The sequence below is a fragment of the Pseudomonas sp. D1-1 genome (genome assembly GCF_051132225.1).
Classification (GTDB): domain Bacteria; phylum Pseudomonadota; class Gammaproteobacteria; order Pseudomonadales; family Pseudomonadaceae; genus Aquipseudomonas.
This window is the reverse complement of record NZ_CP071676.1, coordinates 2,862,443-2,880,461: the sequence shown is the minus strand read 5'-3', so window position 1 is coordinate 2,880,461 and position 18,019 is coordinate 2,862,443. Positions and strand designations below refer to the sequence as shown.

Genomic DNA, 18,019 nt, shown 5'->3' with positions numbered 1-18,019 from the left:
TTGCTTGAGACGGCAACTATCCGCCAGGAAACCTTGCGCAAATCTTACCGGCAAAAAGGCGCTTACCCGGGCCGAACCGTAAGTGTTCAGTAAGAAGAAGTTCTCAACGATAGGGATGCTTTCATCCCATTGATCCGGAGACTTCCATGCCCCTGTCCATTTCGAAAACTGCAATTGCGATCCGGTTGACCACCGCCGGCACGGCGTTCGTGCTGGGCGTGTGCGCGTCGATGGCGGCCAGTGCCGACCAGCCTGAAGGCTCCGCCTGGGGGCTCGGTGTGGGTGCGGTCAGCAGCCAACAGCCGTACGAAGGCATCGACCGTGACAGCGAGGTCCTGCCGCTGATCTATTTCGAGAATGAATACCTTCGTGTCTTCGGCCCCACCGCCGAAATCAAGCTGCCGGGCCTGGAGATCAGCGACACCCAGCAGCTCGATTTCAGCCTCGTCGGCGAATACGATTTCAGTGGCTACGATGACGACGACGCGCGAATCCTGGAGGGCATGAGCGATCGCAAGGGCGGATTCTGGGCGGGCGCCAAGGTCGAATGGCGCAATGACCTGGCCGATGTCAGCGCCGAGTGGCTGGGCGATGTTTCGGGCAACAGCAAGGGCCAGCGTTTCACCCTGGGCCTGGAGCGATCCTGGCGGATCGGCGAACACATCATGCTGACGCCACGGCTGGCGGCCATCTGGCAGGACGAAAAATACATCGATTACTACTTTGGCGTTCGGGAAAATGAAGCTCGCATCGATCGGGCGGCCTATGATGGCAAGTCCGGCATCAACACCGAATTTGGCGTACGTGGAAACTATATGTTCGATGACCATCACTCCGTGTTCCTGGACCTCAAGGCGACGAGCCTTGCCAATGAAATCAAGGACAGCCCGCTGGTCGACCAGTCCACCGAGAACAGCGTGCTGTTCGGCTACCTGTACCGTTTCTGATGAGCCGCATTCTGCTGGTCGAGGACCACGAACGCCTCGCGCAACTGGTGTGCAAAGGCTTGGCGAGCGCCGGCATCGCTGTCGATGTCATCAGCCGCATCGACGCGGCGTGGGCGGCAATCCAGCAAGTGCCTTACCAGGCGCTGGTGCTTGATCGCGGCCTGCCGGACGGCGATGGGCTGCTGTTGCTGGCGCGTTTGCGTAATGCCGGGCTGGGCCTGCCGTGCCTGGTCCTGACCGCACGTGACGCGCTGCATGACCGGATCGAAGGCCTCGACGCTGGGGCGGATGACTACCTGCCCAAGCCGTTCGCCATGGACGAAATGGTCGCGCGCGTGCGAGCCCTGCTGCGTCGCCCCGCAGAGCGGCGGTCGTTGGCGCCTTCCCATGGCGACCTCAGTGTGCAGCCCGACACAGGCCTCATGTGCAGCGTCGAAGGTAGCATCCCGCTAGCGCCGGCGGAGATGCAGATCATGTTGTTGCTGCTGCGCAAACCAGGCGAAATCGTCCGGCGCAGCGCCATCGAGGCGGCGGCATGGGGCCTGAGTGAAGCCGTGACGCCGAACGCCCTGGATGTGGCCCTGCATCGGATTCGCCGCAAGCTGCTGGCGATCGGTTCCCACCAACGGATAGTCAACCTCAGAGGCCTGGGTTATGCCCTTCGGCAAGACGATCTGGCGCAATAGCATCAGCTTCAAGGTACTGGTCGCCTACGTCGCGGGCGTGGGCTTGAGCATCCTGCTGATTGCACTGGGCGCGTTCGCGCTCATCACGTCCAAGAGCGATATCCTGCTGACCACCGACGTCGCCGAGCGTACCCATGAGCTGGCCGGCAAGCTGCAGTTCGACGCGGCGGGCCGACCCACCGGGTTCGACAGCAGCGAGGGCGATCGCGTCTGGACCTTCAACAGCCTGGGCGAGGAAATCGGCTATCGGGTGCTGGATTCAGAGGCAAGCGTCCTCCTGGCTTCCACTGACGAGGCATTCTGGGCTTCGGCCGCAACGGTTCGCCCCGCGGAACAGGGGCGCTTCAAGTTCGAGCGCAAAGGCATCACGATGTACGCCGCGACCGCTCCGGTGGAGCAGGTCGACCACACCTTGTACCTGCAATTCGCCGTCAGCGAACGCCTGATGGACCTGCTGCACAAGGGCTTTGCCTGGCCTTTCATGGGCGCCGGGATCGTCCTGTTCAGCCTGGTGCTGCTCTTCGTCTTTGGCACCTGCGCCTATTTCACGCTGGGCTACACGCTCAAACCGCTGCGCGAGGTCTCGGAGTCGGCGGCGGCCATCTCCCCTCGCTCCCTGCACTCACGGCTGGATGTCAAAACCGTGCCGTCCGAGGTAGCGCCGCTGGTGACCAGCTTCAACAGCGCGCTTGAGCGCCTGGAACACGGCTACCGGGTCCAGCAGGAATTTCTAGCAACCGCCGCGCACGAACTGAAGACGCCACTGGCGCTGATCCGCGCACAGCTCGAACTGATGGCGCCAGACAAAGGCCGCGACTCGCTGCTCAACGATGCCGAGCACATGACGCGGCAGGTCCAGCAACTGCTGCTGCTGGCCGAAACCAGCGAGGCGCATAACTACAGCTTCGCCGCCGTAGATGTCATGGAGGTAGCACGGCAAGCGGCAGGTTATCTGCAACGCATGGCCGACGCGGCCGATGTGCGCCTCGTCCTGACTGGCCCGACGGCTGTGGCAGAGCCTTGGCAGGCCGACCGTAGCGCCTTGTTTACCCTGCTGAAAAACCTCCTGGAAAATGCCATCCAGCATGCGCCTCGTGGTACCCAGGTGTTGCTGGAGCTCGGCGCCGATACGCTGACTGTGCGCGACTGGGGCCCTGGCGTGACGCAGGAGCAGGTGGTGCAGATATTCACCCGTTTCTGGCGCGGGGCTCATCGCCGCGATCATGGCGCCGGGCTGGGCCTGACGATCTGCCAGGAGATTGCCCGGGCGCACGGGTGGAGCTTGATTGCACGAAGAGCGGAGCCCGGGTTGTCGTTTTGCTTGTCTCGCTGAACCGTGAAATCTGCGTCTGTCGGGGATCCAGTGTGGGAGCGAGCCTGCTCGCGAAGGCGGCGTGTCAGCCAATGAAGATGTTGAATGGGCGGGCCCCTTCGCGAGCAAGCTCGCTCCCACAGGGGGTCCATGTGAACCGTGAAATCTGCGTCTGTCGTGGTTCCAGAGTGGGAGCGAGCTTGCTCGCGATGGCGGAATGTCAGCCAATGATGATGTTGAATGGGCGGGCCCCTTCGCGAGCAGGCTCGCTCCCACAGGGGGTCCATGTGAACCGTGAAATCTGCGGCTGCCGAGGATCCAGTGTGGGAGCGAGCCTGCTCGCGAAGGCAGGCTGTCAGCCAGTGAATATATTGAATGTGCAGGCCCCTTCGCGAGCAGGCTCGCTCCCACAGGGGTTTGGTGTGAGCCGTGAGATCTGAGGGTTTCAAACGAAAGGACGGTGGATTTGCAAGATTGGGCAATCATCGGACCGGATCGTGCAAGCTTTCCCCGCCGATGCTTTCTATAGTAATCGGTGCCAAACCATCTGGAGCTGGTCCGACTATGAGCGCCCTCAATATCAATGGCCGTGAACACACGGTTGACGTAGATCCCGGCACCCCGATTCTCTGGGCCCTGCGCGACACGCTGGGCATGACCGGCACCAAGTTCGGCTGCGGCGCAGCCCTGTGTGGCGCCTGTACCGTCCACCTGGATGGCCAGGCCATTCGCTCCTGCGTGACCCCGGTGGCCGCGGCGCTTGGCAAGAAGATCACCACCATCGAGGCGGCCACCGACGGCAGCGACCCGGTGGGCAGTGCCGTGCATGACGCCTGGGTCAAACATGACGTGGCGCAGTGCGGTTACTGCCAGAGCGGCCAGATCATGAGCGCCACGGCGTTCCTCAAGGCGCAGCCCAAGGGCAAGCAACCCACGCCAGCCGAGATCGACTCGGCCATGGCCGGCAATATCTGCCGCTGCGGCACCTACGCCCGTATTCGCGCCGCGGTGGCCGATGCCGCCAAGACCCTCGCCTGACAGGAGCTCGCCATGCTGAACGAGATTTTTCCCAACGAGCTTCCGCGCGCCTTGCAGCACCTGCTTGAACGCGACGACAGCGACGGCCCCGCCACCCTGCCCCGGCGCAGCTTTCTCAAGATCGTCGGTATCGGCGGCCTGGCCTTGGGCGCGTTTCCTCACCTGGCCTTGGGGCAACAGGCCAACGGCGCTGGCGACGGCGCGCTCAAGCCGACTCAACAACCTTCGGCCTTTGTGCAGATCGCGCCGAGTGGCGAAGTCACCGTAACGATCAACCGCCTGGAGTTCGGCCAGGGTGTCCAGACCGGCCTGCCGATGATCCTCGCCGAAGAGCTCGACGCCGACTGGAGCCTGGTGCGCACACGTAACGGCAGCAACGACTCGGCCTACATGGACCCGGCGTTTGGCATTCACCTCACCGGTGGCTCCAATTCGATCAAGAACAGCTACACGCAATACCGCGAACTGGGCGCCCGCGCCCGCGCCATGCTGCTCAGCGCTGCCGCCGCGCGCTGGAACGTCGATGCGGCGAGCCTGACCACGCAAAACGGCACGGTGCTGGGGCCTGGCGGCCGCAAGGCCAGTTACGGCGAGCTCGCCGAAGCGGCCATGGCGCTGCCCGTTCCGGAGAAGGTCACGCTCAAGGATCCGAAGGATTTTCGCATCATCGGCCAGGCCACCACCCGCCTCGATGCCAAGGCCAAGAGCAGCGGCCAGCAGGATTTCGGCATTGATGTGAATCTACCGGGGCAACTGACCGCCGTGGTCGCCCGGCCACCGGTGTTCGGTGCCCGGATCGCGTCCCTGGACGACAGCGCCGCACGGGCGACCAAAGGCGTGAAAGCCGTATTGCGCGTGCCGCTGGACGGCGGCGCCGAAGGCGTTGCGGTGGTTGCCGACGGTTACTGGCCGGCGAAGCTGGGGCGCGATGCGCTTAAAGTCGAGTGGGACGTGGCCAAAGTCGAGAAAGTGGACACGGAAAAACAGCTGGCTCAGTACCGGGAACTGGCCGGCAAGCCTGGCCTGGTCCACTTTGATGCCGACATGAAACCACTCGCCACGGCGCCGCATCAGCTGGAGGCCGAGTTCATTTTCCCTTACCTGGCCCACGCGCCCATGGAACCGCTGAACTGCACCGTCCAGTTGTCCGAAGGTCGCGCCCAGTTGTGGGTCGGCACGCAATTCCCCGGCGGCGATGGCGCGGCGGCGGCCAAGGTGCTGAATCTCAAGCCCGAGCAAGTCCAGGTCAATGTACAGACGGCGGGCGGCGGCTTCGGGCGGCGTGGTGTGCCCAGCAATGATTTCGTCGTGCAGGCTTGTGAAGTGGCCAAGGCCGCCCGTGCTGCCGGCATCGATGCGCCGGTGCGCACGCTGTGGAGTCGAGAAGATGACATCAAGGGCGGCTACTACCGCCCGATGCACCTGCACCGTGCGCGCATCGGTTTTGACGACAGCGGCAAAGTCCTGGCCTGGGACCACGCCCTGGTCGGGCAATCCATCCTCACCGGCACGCTGTTCGGTGGGCAGATGAAAAACGGCATCGACCCCACCGCGACCGAAGGCATGCGCGATCCCTACCCGCTGCCGATGCGCTTGTCCGTACATCATCCCAAGCTCAACGTGCCGGTGTTGTGGTGGCGCAGCGTGGGTTCCACCCATACGGCCTTTGTGATGGAAACGCTGATCGACGAAATCGCCCGCGCGACGAAACAGGACCCGGTGGCGTATCGCATGAACCTGTTCGGCGATCAAAGCCCACGCCATCGCGCCGCGCTGCAACTGGCGGTGGACAAGAGCGAATACGGCAAGCGTCAACTGCCCGCCGGCCAGGCCTGGGGCGTGGCGGTCCACGAGTCGTTCAGTTCGGTGGTGGCTTATGTGGTGGAGGCCTCGGTGCAGGACGGGCGTGCGGTGCTGCACAACGTGACCGCCGGGGTCCATTGCAACCTGGTGGTCAATCCGCGGAGCGTCGAAGCCCAGGTTCAAGGCGCGGCCCTGATGGGCCTGTCGATGTGCCTGCCGGGCGGTGCCGTCACGCTGAAAGACGGTGTCGTGCAGCAGAGCAACTTCGCCGACTTCAGCGTGCCGCGCATTACCGACATGCCACAGATCGCCGTGCACATCGTTCCCAGCGCCGAACCGCCAACCGGCATGGGCGAACCCGGCCTGCCCGCCCTCGCCCCGGCGTTTGCCAATGCGATCGCCAGCCTGACGGGCAAACCGCTGCGGCAGTTGCCGTTCAACCTGGCGTAACCGCCAGCAAGTGACAGCCCGTGGCGAGGGAGCAAGCTCCCGCGCCACGGTTAGCGGTGATCGGCGATCAATTATCCTGGTCGCACCCCTGGGCCAGAGCGCTGTAGTCCAGCGCCCGGATCGTCCCGGTGGAGTCCAGATAGGTCATGCGCGATTCGACGACGCCGCAGCCCGAGCCCGACCCTTGCTTGACCGACAGCACCTTGGCGATGTCCAGATGATCGCCGTACATGTAGGTGTGTGGCTTGACGCTGTCCTGGGCGTTGGCGGTCAGGGCGCCGAGGCTGAGGACGGCAAACAGTGAAGCGAGGCTGAGGTTCTTCAGGTTCATGGCGATGTCTCCGGCGTTTGAGTGAGGTCCTGAGACGGCTTGTGCTGTCTCGATGGGTCTCATTTGACGCCGGCGAGGTATCCCGGATGTGTCAGCAACGGGCTTGAAGGAATCAGTTCGTATCGACAGCGGGGCTGGATACACAGCGATACATTTGTATCGAGGCTATTTTCGCTCAAGCTGCCGGTCTGGCCCATGAAACGCTTGCCCCAGCGCCGCCAGCCGCTCCGCCAAAGGCGGCAGGCATTGGCTGCTGCGGGCCAGCACACCGATGTTGTCGGCGTTGCGCTCGGCCACGGCCTGTACCGTTTGCAAGCGCTCATTGATACCCATCGACGCCGCGGACTGTTGCTGGGTCGTGCTGGCGATCAGGTCGTTGAAGTGGTTGATCACCGCGATGTCTTCGACGACAGCATGCAACAGTTGCGAGGCCTGCTGGCTGGCGGACACGCAACGCTCGACCCCTTCACGGCTGTCTTGCATGGCGATCGCAGCCTGACGGCTGCCCTGTTGCAGCTTGGCGATGATCTGCTGGATTTCCGTGGTGGAAGTCGAGGTCCGTTGGGACAGCGTCCGGACCTCGTCGGCCACCACGGCGAACCCACGCCCCTGCTCGCCGGCCCGGGCCGCCTCGATGGCCGCATTGAGGGCCAGCAGGTTGGTCTGTTCGGCGATGCTGTTGATCACGTCCAGCACCTGGCCGATCTGCTGCGCCTGCTCGGCCAGCAGTTGCACGGTTTCATTGGTCAGGTTGATCCGTCCCGCCAGTTCGAGAATTTCTTCCCGGGTCTGGTCAACCGTGGTGCGCCCCCGGTTGACTTGCTCGTTGGCCTGCCCGGCGCGCTCCAGCGTCTGGCCGACGTGGCCGGTAATACTCTCCATGGCCTGCATCAGCTGGCCGATCGCGCCGCTCATCTGTGCCACTTCGTCCAACTGGTGCCGGGCACCGTTTTCCAGGGTCCGGCCGACCTGGGACAGGTCCTGGCCGAGGTCCGACAGGTCACGGGTGTCGCGCACCACACCGTCCACCAGGTTGGTCACCTGCAGGAGGAAATGGTCGAAACGCTCGCCGGATGAGACTTTCACGCCCTGGCTGCGTTGTGTGTCGGTGTCACGACTCAACTGCGCGGCGGCGGCCAGCACCTTGTCGAGCACGTCCTGGTTGTCCGTTGCATCGGCCAGGCTCTGGTTCGCCAGGTAGATCAGGATCACGCTTTCGACGACGACATAAAAGGCATGCACAAAAATCATCGTCCACCCGCCGTGGGCATCCATCACGAACACCGGGTAGCCCTGATGCTGGAGCCAATGAAACCCGACGTGGTGAACGGCGATGGTACCGGCGGCCACGACGATCGGCAGCCAGTCGCGATAGAACGTCAATACCGCCAGCAGCACGAAGATGCCGAAGTGAAACTCGATCACGCCTCGGGTCTGGTTGATGTGCAGCGCGGCCATGACCATCAGCGCCATGGCGATGATGCAGCGCATCGCACGGGTGCCGCCGATGCCCCGGTAGAGCAGCGTCGCCAGCAGGCACGTTGGTGCGCCGATCAGCAGCGCCTGAGTGAAGGTCGAATGAAGAAATGCCAGGCCCAGCGAATACAGGAGCGTGAGCCAGAGCAGCCCGAGCATGATGCGATCGGCTTTGCGGTAGTGATCGTTAAAGCGCAGGGGCGATTTCATCGGGCTGTCCTTGTCATGAACCGGGCGTCCGTCGGCGGCATATCGACGTCTCGGGACGAAACTGTAGCGCATTGCAGCAAATTAATGGCAATTAGCTACCAATCTTTTTGTCCAGCCTCTTTGCTTTATGATGGCCCGATTCTGTATCCCTGACTGATGGAACCACCATGACTTTCGATTTCGACCAGGTGTTCGAACGCCAAGGCACCGGCAGCACCAAATGGAGCCGTTACCCGGCCGAGGTATTGCCGATGTGGGTGGCCGACATGGATTTTGCCGCCCCGCCGATGGTGATCGATGCGCTGCACAAGCGCCTGGAGCATCCGATGCTGGGCTACAGCGTGGCCCAGGACAGCCTGCGCGCCGCCATCGTCGCCGATCTCTGGAGCAAGTATGGCTGGCGCGTCGAGCCCCAGCAGATCCTGTTCCTGCCGGGGGTCGAGCCAGGTTTCAACATGGCTTTGCATGCGTTGGTCGAGCCGCAGCAGAACGTTGTGGTGCAGGTGCCCAATTACCCGCCGCTGCGTCATGCGCCGGGCCATTGGAACCTGAACAAGCTGGAGTTGCCCTTCACCCCGCTCGACGGAGAGTTCCACACGCCCCTGGGCGCATTGCGCGACGCCTTGCAGGGCGGCGGCGCGTTGTTGCTGAGCAATCCACACAACCCGCTGGGCAAGGTGTTTGGACGCGACGAACTCAAGGCCGTGGCGGACATTTGCGTCGAGCAGGACGCCTGGATCATTTCCGACGAGATCCATGCCGAACTGTGCTTCGATGGCCGCGTGCACATCCCCACCGCCAGCCTCGGCGCGGAGATTGCCGAGCGCACCATCACGCTGATGTCGGCCAGCAAGGCCTACAACATCGCGGGGCTGAAAACCTCCTTTGCGATCATCCAGAACGCCAGGCTGCGCGAGCGGGTCAACAGCGCCAGGGCGGGCATGGTCGACAGCGTCAATGCCCTGGGCCTGGAGGCGACTCGTGCCGCCTACAGCGAAGCGGGTCCGTGGCTGGAGGCATTGAAGGCCTACCTGCAAGCCAACCGGGACTACCTGGTCGACGCGGTGAAGAACCGCCTGCCAGGCGTGACCATGACCGTGCCCCAGGGGACCTACCTGGCGTGGCTGGATTGCTCCGGGCTGGGGCTGGACGATCCGCAAGCGTTTTTCCTGAAGGAAGCCAAGGTCGGCTTGAGCGCCGGGATGGATTTTGGCGATGATGCCGGGCAATTCGTGCGGCTGAACTTCGGTTGCCCGAGGGCCCTGCTGGAGGAAGGTCTTGCGCGGATGGAGCGGAGCCTGAAGGCCAGAGGCTGATCGGGCCGACAATAAGCTCTTGTGGTGAGGGGATTTATCCCCGTTCGGTTGCGCAGCGACCGTAGAAAAATGGGGCCGCTACGCGACCCAGCGGGGATAAATCCCCTCGCCACAAGAGCAGATCACCTCCAGATCGGGTCAGTCATACATATCCGGCGTATGCACAAAGCACAACTTATTGCCCTCCGGGTCCCGGCAATAAGCCCCGAAGTAATCCTTTGAATACTGGGGCCTCGGGCCCGGCGCGCCTTCGTCGAAACCGCCCATCGCCAGGGCCATGTCCCAAGCGGCGCGCACGGTCTGCGGCGAATCGGCGGCGAAGCTCACTTGCATGCCATTGCCCCAGGTCGCGGGCAGGCCATTGATCGGCACCTGGACGAACACCTGCGGCCAATGCCTGCCGGGTTGATGCCAGCCTTCCCCGGGCGGGCCCGAGTCGTCTTCGCTGTCCATGCGCACCAACCCCAGGCACCCCAGGACGGCATCGTAGAACGCGACCATTTTCGGTAGATCCCGCGCACCAATCTGAATGTGACTGAACATGCCCTTCTCCTTATGAAGCGTTGTTTGCATTGGAGAGTACGCCCGCGTCCCCGTTCAGCCGATCTTGGGCCCGCTCGACGAAACGCTAGCGGTCACGCTCATCGACAGATGGGAAAATCCGACCGAACTCTGCCTGAAACGCCACAGTCCACCCTCCATCGCAACCACCTGCCATGGAGAACGAAAATGGCCGATTACCCAACCCCACCCTTCCCCAAACAAAGCCAGCCCGTCCCCGGCAGCCAGCAGAAGATGGACCCGTATCCAGACTGCGGTGAACAAAGCTACAAGGGTTCCGGTCGCCTGGCGAACAAGATTGCGCTGATCACCGGCGCCGACAGCGGCATCGGGCGAGCGGTAGCCATCGCCTTCGCCCGCGAAGGCGCCGACGTGGCCATTTCCTACCTGAACGAGCACGAGGATGCCAAGGAGACCGCTCGCTGGGTCGAACAGGCCGGCCGGCAATGCCTGTTGCTGCCCGGCGACCTGGCGGACAAGGTCCAATGCCGCAAGGTCGTCGATGAAACCGTGGCGCGCTTCGGCCGCATCGACGTCCTCGTCAACAACGCCGCGTTCCAGATGACTCACGAAACCCTGGAAGAGATTCCGGACGAAGAATGGGTGCGCACGTTCGATATCAACATCACCGCAATGTTCAGGATCTGCCAGGCCGCGGTGCCGCACATGCAGGCCGGGGGATCGATCATCAACACCACCTCGGTCAACTCGGACATGCCCAAGCCGACGTTGCTGGCCTATGCCACGACCAAAGGCGCCATCGCCAACTTCACCGGTGGCCTGGCGCAGATGCTCGGGCCCAAGGGCATCCGGGTGAACAGCGTCGCGCCAGGGCCGATCTGGACACCGCTGATCGTTGCCACCATGCCCGAGGAAGAAGTGCAGAACTTCGGTTCGCAGACACCACTGGGGCGCCCCGGCCAGCCCGTGGAAGTGGCGCCGATCTTCGTGCTGCTGGCCTCGGATGAGTCCAGCTACATCTCCGGCTCGCGGTATGCGGTGACCGGGGGCAAGCCGATCCTTTAAATGTATGTGGCGAGGGGGCTTTTTGTGGCGAGGGGATTTATCCCCGCTGGGGCGCGAAGCGGCCCTGAATCAGGACACCTCGGTATATCAGGAAGGATCCAGAGGGCTGCTTCGCAGCCCAACGGGGATAAATCCCCTCACCACAAAAGCCCCCCGCCACTACCAAGGATCACTCCTTGGCGATCACCGAAATCTTCCCGTTGCGTTCGATGATCGCGAACTTGATCTGATCCAGGGTCTCGATGCCCTGGCTCGAGCGCGCCGCTTCCATGATGTCTGCCTCTATCAGCCGGGCGTGACGCATGCGCCCCTGCAAGATACGCCCATCCTCGACGATGATGGTCGGACCACCATCGATCAGCCGCGAAACCCAGTCGGAGCGCAGCTTGAGCAGCGAAAACCCGACATCGATGGCAATCAGCGTGACGATGACCATGAACGAATTGGTCATCGAGAAATCGTCCCCCAACAATGCCTGCTGGGTAGCCTCGCCAATGATCATCAACAGGACGAAATCGAAGGTGGTGATCTCCGCCAGCGAACGTCGCCCGGCGATCTTGAACAACACCAACAATACCGCGTACATAGCGGCGGCTCGCAATACCGAATCCATACGTCACCTATGGAAAGATGAATTGATTGAACCTGACCTCGGCGCCATTGGGCGTTGCGATGCGGCTTTTATAGTTACCGAGGCCTTCACCGAGCAGTGACAGGTGCAGGTTGGCCCGCCCCTGCCCGTCGGCCTGGACCCAGATCTTCATACCCTGCCCCGCGGCGGCCGAACGCACTGGCTGCGGTTGCACGCTCTGCACATCGAACCCCTCCAGCCAATCGCCGCCGAGCTCCACCTCCAGCACCGCGTTGGACGCGCCTTGCAGACGGACGACCAGCGGATTGACCGAGCCGTTGCGATGGAACATCTCGTATTCGACGCCAATGCTGCCGTCCGCGCTTTGCGCTTCGCGGCTGCTCAGCGGACCACGGGAAAACAGCCCGAGCAGGGTCAGGATCACCAACAGCACCAATACGTACCAGCCGACCCGCTCGAAGCGCCAGACCTTGTGCTGGAATGCCATGTCCTCTTCCACCGGGAACTGGCGGCTGCGGTGGTCGTCTTGTTCACGCTGATCGATCATGGGGCCGCTCCTATCGAAGTTCACCGGCCAAAGCACGCTGGTGATAGCCGGGCAATTGCCGCAAGGCGTACTCGCTGGAGAGCAACTGCACCTGGCGCCGGTCGCCAAAGAATCGCTCCTGGCGGCTGAACAGCGCACGCTGGCCGTTTACCTCGAACGCCCAGGCAAAACAGACCGTGCCAGCAGGTATGCCGTCCTTGTCGTCCGGCCCGAGCAGGCCGGTGGTAGCGACCGCGACGTTGGCGTCGGCGTCGCGCAGCGCGCCCAGGGCCATTTCCTCGGCGACTTCGCGGCTGGTGAGATTGAAGGTATCGATGGTGCGCGGCTTGACGCCGAGCAAGCGCTGCTTGGCTTCGGGGGAATACACCACATAGCCGCTTTCGATCAGCGAGCCACTGCCCGGCACTTCCGCCAACAGGGTGACGATCAGCCCGGCGGTGCAGGACTCGGCGGTGGTCAGGCGCAGTTCATGGTCTTGCAGATAATCAACCAGGGATTGGGCAACAGTCATGGCATTCAGTCCTTCATGGATGCTGATGGGTTGACCCCCGCGGTTTCGAATCATTCCCTTTATCGCGCCGTCGCCCGGACACGCCAAATAAATGAAACCCCTGGCCGATCCTGTACCTCATAACGGTATGAGCCTCATGCAGAGGCTGTCCTGATCAGGAGGTCGTCATGTCTGTGCTTTTCGTCAAGCTGTTCACCCATCCGGAATTTGCCTGGGGGGACATTCGCGAGCAGGAGCAGGCTCACCCTCACCATTACCTGGCCCATCTGCTGTTGCTGGCGCTGATTCCGGCGGTGTGCCTGTTCATCGGTACCACCTGGACCGGCTGGAGCCTGGCCGAAAACGAGACCGTGAGGTTGAGTCAGGCCAGCGCCTTGCAACTGTGCGCCCTGCTCTACCTGACCATCGTGATCGGCGTCTCGCTGATGGGGCTGTTCATCCGCTGGATGTCGCGCACCTTCGAGGCTCGGCCCACGGTCAACCAGTGCATCGGTTTTGCCGCCTACACCGCAACCCCGTACTTCCTGGCCGGCATCTTCGGGCTGTACCCCAGCCGCTGGCTGGCGGTGGTGGTCCTGTTGCTCGCCTCGGTCTACTCGACATTCCTGCTGTTCGTCGGTCTACCCAAGTTCATGGGCCTGAAGAAAGAACAAGGGCTATTGTATTCAGCGAGCGTCTGGGGCGTCGGTTTACTGGTGCTGGTCACGATCCTGGTGGAAATGATCCTGCTGTGGTTCAACTACCTGCAACCGGAATACCTTCGCGTGCCGGTGGGCTGAGCCCGCGTCGAGGCGCACAATGACGGAAGCCGCGGTCAGGCGAACATCCACTTCGCAATCTTCGCCTAACCCGACTATCCTGCGAGTTTTTGCACCCTGAACATCGAGGCGGCAGCGCTGGACCGCTCCGCCGCCCTTCCTAAGGCCAATGTCATATGTCTTCACCAAGCAAACGCTCTCCCAACGTGCCACAGCGACGAGAGCTGAGCCCCAGCAGCCTCGAGTTTCCGGTAGTAGGAATCGGCGCCTCTGCGGGCGGCTTGCAGGCCATCAAGCAGTTTTTTGAACACATGCCCAAGGACAATGGCATGGCGTTCGTGATCGTCCTGCACCTGGCTCCAGACCATCAAAGCATCGCCGACAAGATCATCCAGGAATCGACCAAGATGCCGGTGCTCCAGGTGAGCGAGACGGTCGCTATCCAGAAAAACCATGTCTATGTCATTTCCCCCGCCCATCATTTGTCGATGAACGACGGATATCTGAAGGTCAAGCCGGCCGAGCCGCGCCTCGGCGGGCATGTGGCTATCGACCTGTTTTTCCGTGACCTGGCCGACGTACACAAGGAGCGGGCATTCTGCCTGGTGCTGTCGGGCACCGGCTCCGACGGAGCCGTGGGCCTGTCGCGCATCAAGGAACAGGGCGGCGTGACCATCGCCCAATCGCCCCAGGACGCCGAATTCGACGGCATGCCCCAGGCCGCCATCGACACCCAGATGGTCGACCTGGTGCTTCCCGTGGTGGAAATGCCGCAAAAGCTCCTGGAGCTGTGGCGAAATTCCCAGAATATTCGCCTACCGACGGCCAACGACCCGGAAATCAAGACCCAACCGCCAACCTCCGAGCGCGAAGCAGTCGCCGCCGAGCAATCGCTGCATGACATCCTGGTGCAGCTGCGCGCTGGCACCGGGCATGACTTCAAGCATTACAAGCGGGCCACCGTGCTGCGGCGCATCGAACGGCGCATGCAGGTCACCGCCCAGCCAGATCTGGGCGCCTACTACGCGTATCTGCAGAATCACCCCGAAGAAACCAAGGCGCTGCTGGGCGACCTGCTGATCGGGGTGACCAATTTCTTCCGCGATCGCGAAGCCTTCGAAGCCCTGGAGCGCGACGTCCTGCCCAACCTGTTGAAGCCGGTCGAGCCGGGTAGCGTGCCGCCTGAGGAGATCAGGATCTGGTCGGCCGGCTGCTCCACCGGCGAAGAGGCCTATACCCTGGCCATGTTGCTCAGCGATCAGTTACAGCATGATTCGAGCAACGCCAAGCTGCAGATATTCGCCACCGACATCGACGAACGCGCCATTACCGTGGGGCGCGGCGGCGCCTACCCGGAAGCGATCATTACCGACGTGCCGCCCACTCGCCTGCGCCAATATTTCCTGAAGGAAACCACGACGTACCGTGTGCGCAAGGAAATCCGCGAGCGCGTGCTGTTTGCCAAACACAGCCTGCTGTCGGACCCGCCCTTCTCGCAGATCGACCTGATCGTCTGCCGCAACCTGCTGATCTACCTCGACCGCGAAGTGCAGCGGGAAATCCTGCAAATGTTCCACTTTGCCCTGCGCCCGGGAGGCTACCTGTTCCTCGGTTCGTCGGAGTCGGCCGATGCCTGCAGCGAGCTGTTCAGCCCGGTGGACAAGCGCAACCGGATCTTCCGCGCCAAATACGGCACTGCCGCCAGCCGCCGAACCCCGACCATGCCCCGTGGCGGTTACGTGCGCAGCACCTCGTCCCTGGCCGCGCCGCAGATCATCGCGCCGCGCAAGGTGTCGTTTGCCGATATCCACTTGCGTGCCATCGAACGGGCCGCGCCACCGAGCATAATTGTCGACAGCAATGGCGACATCCTGCACATGATCGAAACCGCCGGCCGCTATCTGCGCCACGTCGGCGGCGAGATGTCGCGTAACCTGCTGACGCTGATCAACCCGCAGCTGCGCCTGGAAATCCGCACCGCCTTGTTCCAGGTGAACCAGAACGGCCAGCCGGTCAAGTCCCGCCAGGTCAATATGGAGCGCGATGGCAAGCGCTTCCTGGTGGACCTGCTGGTCCAGCCGTATCGCGACGACGAATCCGATGGCGAGTTTGTCCTTGTCGTGTTCGAGGAGGAGGAAGTCGATCCCAGCCAGCAGGTTACCGCCATCACCAGCCAGACCGAAAACCAGGTGCTGGCCAATCTGGAGCGGGAGCTGCAGCGGACCAAGTCGCACCTGCAGGACACCATCGAGCAGGCCGAGGTCTCCAGCGAGGAGCTCAAGGCCTCCAATGAAGAAATGCAGGCCATCAACGAGGAACTGCGCTCGGCCACCGAGGAGCTGGAAACCAGCAAGGAAGAGCTGCAATCGATCAACGAAGAGTTGCTGACGGTCAATTACGAGCTGAAGACCAAGGTCGAGGAAACCGACAAGATCAACGACTACCTCACCAACCTGATCGCCTCCACCGACATCGCCACGGTATTCGTCGACCGCAGCATGCGCATCAAATGGTTCACCCCGCGGGCCACGGAAATCTTCAGCATGCTCCCGGTGGACACCGGCCGTTCACTGCTCGACATCACCCACCGCCTGGACTATGCGGAGATGGCTGCGGACGCCACCCAGGTGTTCGAGTCGCTGAACATGATCGAGCGCGAAGTCAGCAGCAAGGATGACCGCTGGTACATCGCCCGCCTGCTGCCCTATCGCTCCAGCGAAGACCACATCGACGGCACGGTGTTGACCTTTATCGACATCACCAAGCGCCGTGCCGCTGAAGAAGAGTTGCGCCTGGGCGAAGAGCGCATGCGCCTGGTGGCCGAAAGCACCCGCGACTACGCGATCATCCTGCTCGACGAACATGGCGTGATCACCAGTTGGAACACCGGCGCGCAGTTGATTTTCGGCCATACCAAGGCCGAAGCCGAAGGCGCTTATTACGACTTCCTCTTTACCCCGGAAGACCGTAGCTACGGCGCTCCTGAAACCGAACTGAGCACCGCTCGTGCCAAAGGCCGTTGCGAAGACGAGCGCTGGCATCAACGCAAGGACGGCAGCCGCTTCTTCTGCAGTGGCGAGGTCACGCTGCTCAGTGGCGACTACTTGCAGGGCTACGTGAAGATTGCCCGTGATCTCACCGGGCATAAGCGCCTGCACGAAGAACAGACCCAACGGCTCATGGAAACCCAGAACAACAGCCACTTGAAGGATGAGTTCTTCGCGGTCATGTCCCACGAACTGAAGCACCCGCTGAATCTGATCCAGCTCAACGCCGAATTGCTGCGCCGCCTGCCGGTGACCAAGAGCGTCACTGCGGCTGCCAGGGCGGTCAACACCATCTGCGACGCTGTTACCAGCCAGGCGCGTATCATCGACGACCTGCTGGACGTAGCCCGAGTACGCACCGGCAAGCTCAAGCTCAAGCGCCTGGCGGTCGATCTGGGTCGCGTGCTGCAAGACATCTACACCGTGGTGATCAACGACAACCATCCGAACAAGGTCACTCTGGAACTGCCCGAAGGGCCCGGCAGCGAGCTGATTGTCAACGCCGATCCGACCCGGCTGGAGCAGATCATCTGGAACCTGGTGAATAACGCGCTGAAATTCACCCCGAATGGCGGCCGCGTGCAGTTGATCGCCAGCCAGGACGGGCGCATGGCTCGCCTGGACGTCAAGGATTCAGGCGTCGGTATTGCCGCGGAACACTTGAGCGAAGTGTTCGACCTGTTCGGCCAGGCCGAGACCCAGCATGCGACCCATCAGCGCGAAGGGCTGGGAATCGGCCTGTCGCTGGTACGGCAGTTGACCGAAGCCCACGGCGGCAGCGTCGAGGTCAAGTCCGAAGGGCTGGGCAAAGGCTGTACGTTCACCATCCGCCTGCCCTTGAGCAGCGCCGAGCTGGCGCCCAAGCCGCAAGCCTGCGAAGAGCAATCCGGACGCCTGAGCGGCTTGACGGTGTTGTTGGTGGACGATTCCCCCGACGTGCTCGATACCCTCAAGCTGCTGCTGGAAATGGAGGACGCCAACGTCGTTGCGTTCGATCAACCGTTGCAAGCGCTGGAAGCGGCCCGGGACGCCCGTTACGACGTGGTGATCTCGGACCTGGGCATGCCGGTAATGAATGGCCATGAACTGATGCAGGCGCTGCGCGAGTTGCCCCACATCAAAAACATCCCGGCCATCGCCCTGACCGGGTACGGTGCGTCTGTCGACATGCACAAGTCGCAGCAGTCGGGTTTTGACCAGCACATCGGCAAACCGGTGTCCTATGACGAGTTGATCGAAGCGATCGAGCAATTGCGGCGGGCGCGGGTTTATTAGGACCCCGCAAAATCTGGCAGAAACGCTCATTCATGCTAGGTATTATCTGTGGCGAGGGGATTTATCCCCGCTGGGCTGCGAAGCAGCCCTTGTGTCCAGCCGATATACCGAGAAAGTAAGTATAGGGCCGCTT

At 62.5% G+C, this 18,019-nt stretch carries 15 protein-coding genes; 9 read left to right on the top strand and 6 right to left on the bottom strand.

The window, feature by feature from the left end; all coding sequences use genetic code 11:
* Positions 1–146: 146 nt before the first annotated feature.
* The 5 genes from J3P86_RS12990 to J3P86_RS12970 all read left to right on the top strand — a co-directional run bounded on the left by J3P86_RS12990 (position 147) and on the right by J3P86_RS12970 (position 6,236).
* The gene (locus tag J3P86_RS12990; protein ID WP_434623774.1) at positions 147–947 is read left to right on the top strand and encodes a MipA/OmpV family protein; all 801 of its coding nucleotides are present in this window, start codon (positions 147–149) and stop codon (positions 945–947) included.
* The gene (locus J3P86_RS12985; protein WP_434568519.1) at positions 947–1,633 is read left to right on the top strand and encodes a response regulator transcription factor; all 687 of its coding nucleotides are present in this window, start codon (positions 947–949) and stop codon (positions 1,631–1,633) included. The genes J3P86_RS12990 and J3P86_RS12985 overlap by 1 nt, the downstream gene beginning before the upstream one ends.
* Positions 1,602–2,966 carry a sensor histidine kinase gene (locus J3P86_RS12980; RefSeq protein WP_434700537.1) on the top strand — a complete coding sequence of 455 codons (1,365 nt, stop codon included), beginning with the start codon at positions 1,602–1,604 and terminating at the stop codon, positions 2,964–2,966. The genes J3P86_RS12985 and J3P86_RS12980 overlap by 32 nt, the downstream gene beginning before the upstream one ends.
* Before the next feature lie 543 nt (positions 2,967–3,509).
* Complete coding sequence (locus tag J3P86_RS12975; protein ID WP_305494711.1) at positions 3,510–3,983, top strand: (2Fe-2S)-binding protein; 474 nt, start codon at positions 3,510–3,512, stop codon at positions 3,981–3,983.
* A 12-nt stretch (positions 3,984–3,995) separates the two neighbouring features.
* On the top strand, positions 3,996–6,236 hold the full coding sequence (locus J3P86_RS12970) for a molybdopterin cofactor-binding domain-containing protein (protein WP_434700536.1): 2,241 nt from the start codon (positions 3,996–3,998) through the stop codon (positions 6,234–6,236).
* A 67-nt stretch (positions 6,237–6,303) separates the two neighbouring features.
* Here the strand turns inward: J3P86_RS12970 and J3P86_RS12965 are convergent, their stop codons facing one another.
* Together J3P86_RS12965 and J3P86_RS12960 are read right to left on the bottom strand one after the other, a co-directional pair.
* Positions 6,304–6,567 (bottom strand): DUF2790 domain-containing protein, encoded by a 264-nt coding sequence (locus J3P86_RS12965; RefSeq protein WP_434623781.1) that lies wholly within the window; start codon positions 6,565–6,567, stop codon positions 6,304–6,306.
* A 165-nt stretch (positions 6,568–6,732) separates the two neighbouring features.
* Positions 6,733–8,253, bottom strand: coding sequence for a methyl-accepting chemotaxis protein (locus tag J3P86_RS12960; protein WP_434700535.1), 1,521 nt, complete (start codon positions 8,251–8,253; stop codon positions 6,733–6,735).
* 167 nt (positions 8,254–8,420) lie between these two features.
* On the opposite strand from J3P86_RS12960, the gene J3P86_RS12955 reads away from it, so the two are divergent.
* Positions 8,421–9,569, top strand: coding sequence for a MalY/PatB family protein (locus tag J3P86_RS12955; protein ID WP_434700533.1), 1,149 nt, complete (start codon positions 8,421–8,423; stop codon positions 9,567–9,569).
* Between the two features lie 138 nt (positions 9,570–9,707).
* Here J3P86_RS12955 and J3P86_RS12950 read toward each other — a convergent pair whose 3' ends face one another.
* A complete protein-coding gene (locus J3P86_RS12950; protein WP_434568526.1) occupies positions 9,708–10,112 on the bottom strand; it encodes a VOC family protein in 405 nt (134 codons plus the stop codon).
* Positions 10,113–10,298: 186 nt separating this feature from the next.
* Here J3P86_RS12950 and J3P86_RS12945 point away from each other — a divergent pair, with 186 nt between their 5' ends.
* The gene (locus J3P86_RS12945; RefSeq protein WP_434700531.1) at positions 10,299–11,156 is read left to right on the top strand and encodes an SDR family oxidoreductase; all 858 of its coding nucleotides are present in this window, start codon (positions 10,299–10,301) and stop codon (positions 11,154–11,156) included.
* A gap of 169 nt (positions 11,157–11,325) precedes the next feature.
* Here J3P86_RS12945 and J3P86_RS12940 read toward each other — a convergent pair whose 3' ends face one another.
* The 3 genes from J3P86_RS12940 to J3P86_RS12930 are packed head-to-tail and all read right to left on the bottom strand — an operon-like array spanning position 11,326 to position 12,806.
* Positions 11,326–11,769 carry a DUF421 domain-containing protein gene (locus J3P86_RS12940; RefSeq protein WP_434568528.1) on the bottom strand — a complete coding sequence of 148 codons (444 nt, stop codon included), beginning with the start codon at positions 11,767–11,769 and terminating at the stop codon, positions 11,326–11,328.
* Positions 11,770–11,776: 7 nt separating this feature from the next.
* The gene (locus J3P86_RS12935) at positions 11,777–12,295 is read right to left on the bottom strand and encodes a hypothetical protein (RefSeq protein WP_434700530.1); all 519 of its coding nucleotides are present in this window, start codon (positions 12,293–12,295) and stop codon (positions 11,777–11,779) included.
* 10 nt (positions 12,296–12,305) lie between these two features.
* The gene (locus J3P86_RS12930; RefSeq protein WP_434568530.1) at positions 12,306–12,806 is read right to left on the bottom strand and encodes a CinA family protein; all 501 of its coding nucleotides are present in this window, start codon (positions 12,804–12,806) and stop codon (positions 12,306–12,308) included.
* Positions 12,807–12,973: 167 nt separating this feature from the next.
* Here J3P86_RS12930 and J3P86_RS12925 point away from each other — a divergent pair, with 167 nt between their 5' ends.
* On the top strand, positions 12,974–13,585 hold the full coding sequence (locus J3P86_RS12925; RefSeq protein ID WP_434568531.1) for a Yip1 family protein: 612 nt from the start codon (positions 12,974–12,976) through the stop codon (positions 13,583–13,585).
* A 155-nt stretch (positions 13,586–13,740) separates the two neighbouring features.
* A complete protein-coding gene (locus J3P86_RS12920) occupies positions 13,741–17,886 on the top strand; it encodes a CheR family methyltransferase (protein ID WP_434700528.1) in 4,146 nt (1,381 codons plus the stop codon).
* The last annotated feature ends 133 nt before the right edge of the window (positions 17,887–18,019 follow it).

What these genes read in the sequence shown, in the direction of transcription:
- J3P86_RS12925 (WP_434568531.1), top strand. Translation starts at nt 12,974, where the DNA reads ATGTCTGTGCTTTTCGTCAAGCTGTTCACCCATCCGGAATTTGCCTGG.
- J3P86_RS12950 (WP_434568526.1), bottom strand. Translation starts at nt 10,112, where the DNA reads ATGTTCAGTCACATTCAGATTGGTGCGCGGGATCTACCGAAAATGGTC.
- J3P86_RS12930 (WP_434568530.1), bottom strand. Translation starts at nt 12,806, where the DNA reads ATGACTGTTGCCCAATCCCTGGTTGATTATCTGCAAGACCATGAACTG.
- J3P86_RS12975 (WP_305494711.1), top strand. Translation starts at nt 3,510, where the DNA reads ATGAGCGCCCTCAATATCAATGGCCGTGAACACACGGTTGACGTAGAT.
- J3P86_RS12955 (WP_434700533.1), top strand. Translation starts at nt 8,421, where the DNA reads ATGACTTTCGATTTCGACCAGGTGTTCGAACGCCAAGGCACCGGCAGC.
- J3P86_RS12970 (WP_434700536.1), top strand. Translation starts at nt 3,996, where the DNA reads ATGCTGAACGAGATTTTTCCCAACGAGCTTCCGCGCGCCTTGCAGCAC.
- J3P86_RS12990 (WP_434623774.1), top strand. Translation starts at nt 147, where the DNA reads ATGCCCCTGTCCATTTCGAAAACTGCAATTGCGATCCGGTTGACCACC.
- J3P86_RS12940 (WP_434568528.1), bottom strand. Translation starts at nt 11,769, where the DNA reads ATGGATTCGGTATTGCGAGCCGCCGCTATGTACGCGGTATTGTTGGTG.
- J3P86_RS12980 (WP_434700537.1), top strand. Translation starts at nt 1,602, where the DNA reads ATGCCCTTCGGCAAGACGATCTGGCGCAATAGCATCAGCTTCAAGGTA.
- J3P86_RS12965 (WP_434623781.1), bottom strand. Translation starts at nt 6,567, where the DNA reads ATGAACCTGAAGAACCTCAGCCTCGCTTCACTGTTTGCCGTCCTCAGC.
- J3P86_RS12960 (WP_434700535.1), bottom strand. Translation starts at nt 8,253, where the DNA reads ATGAAATCGCCCCTGCGCTTTAACGATCACTACCGCAAAGCCGATCGC.
- J3P86_RS12945 (WP_434700531.1), top strand. Translation starts at nt 10,299, where the DNA reads ATGGCCGATTACCCAACCCCACCCTTCCCCAAACAAAGCCAGCCCGTC.
- J3P86_RS12935 (WP_434700530.1), bottom strand. Translation starts at nt 12,295, where the DNA reads ATGATCGATCAGCGTGAACAAGACGACCACCGCAGCCGCCAGTTCCCG.
- J3P86_RS12920 (WP_434700528.1), top strand. Translation starts at nt 13,741, where the DNA reads ATGTCTTCACCAAGCAAACGCTCTCCCAACGTGCCACAGCGACGAGAG.
- J3P86_RS12985 (WP_434568519.1), top strand. Translation starts at nt 947, where the DNA reads ATGAGCCGCATTCTGCTGGTCGAGGACCACGAACGCCTCGCGCAACTG.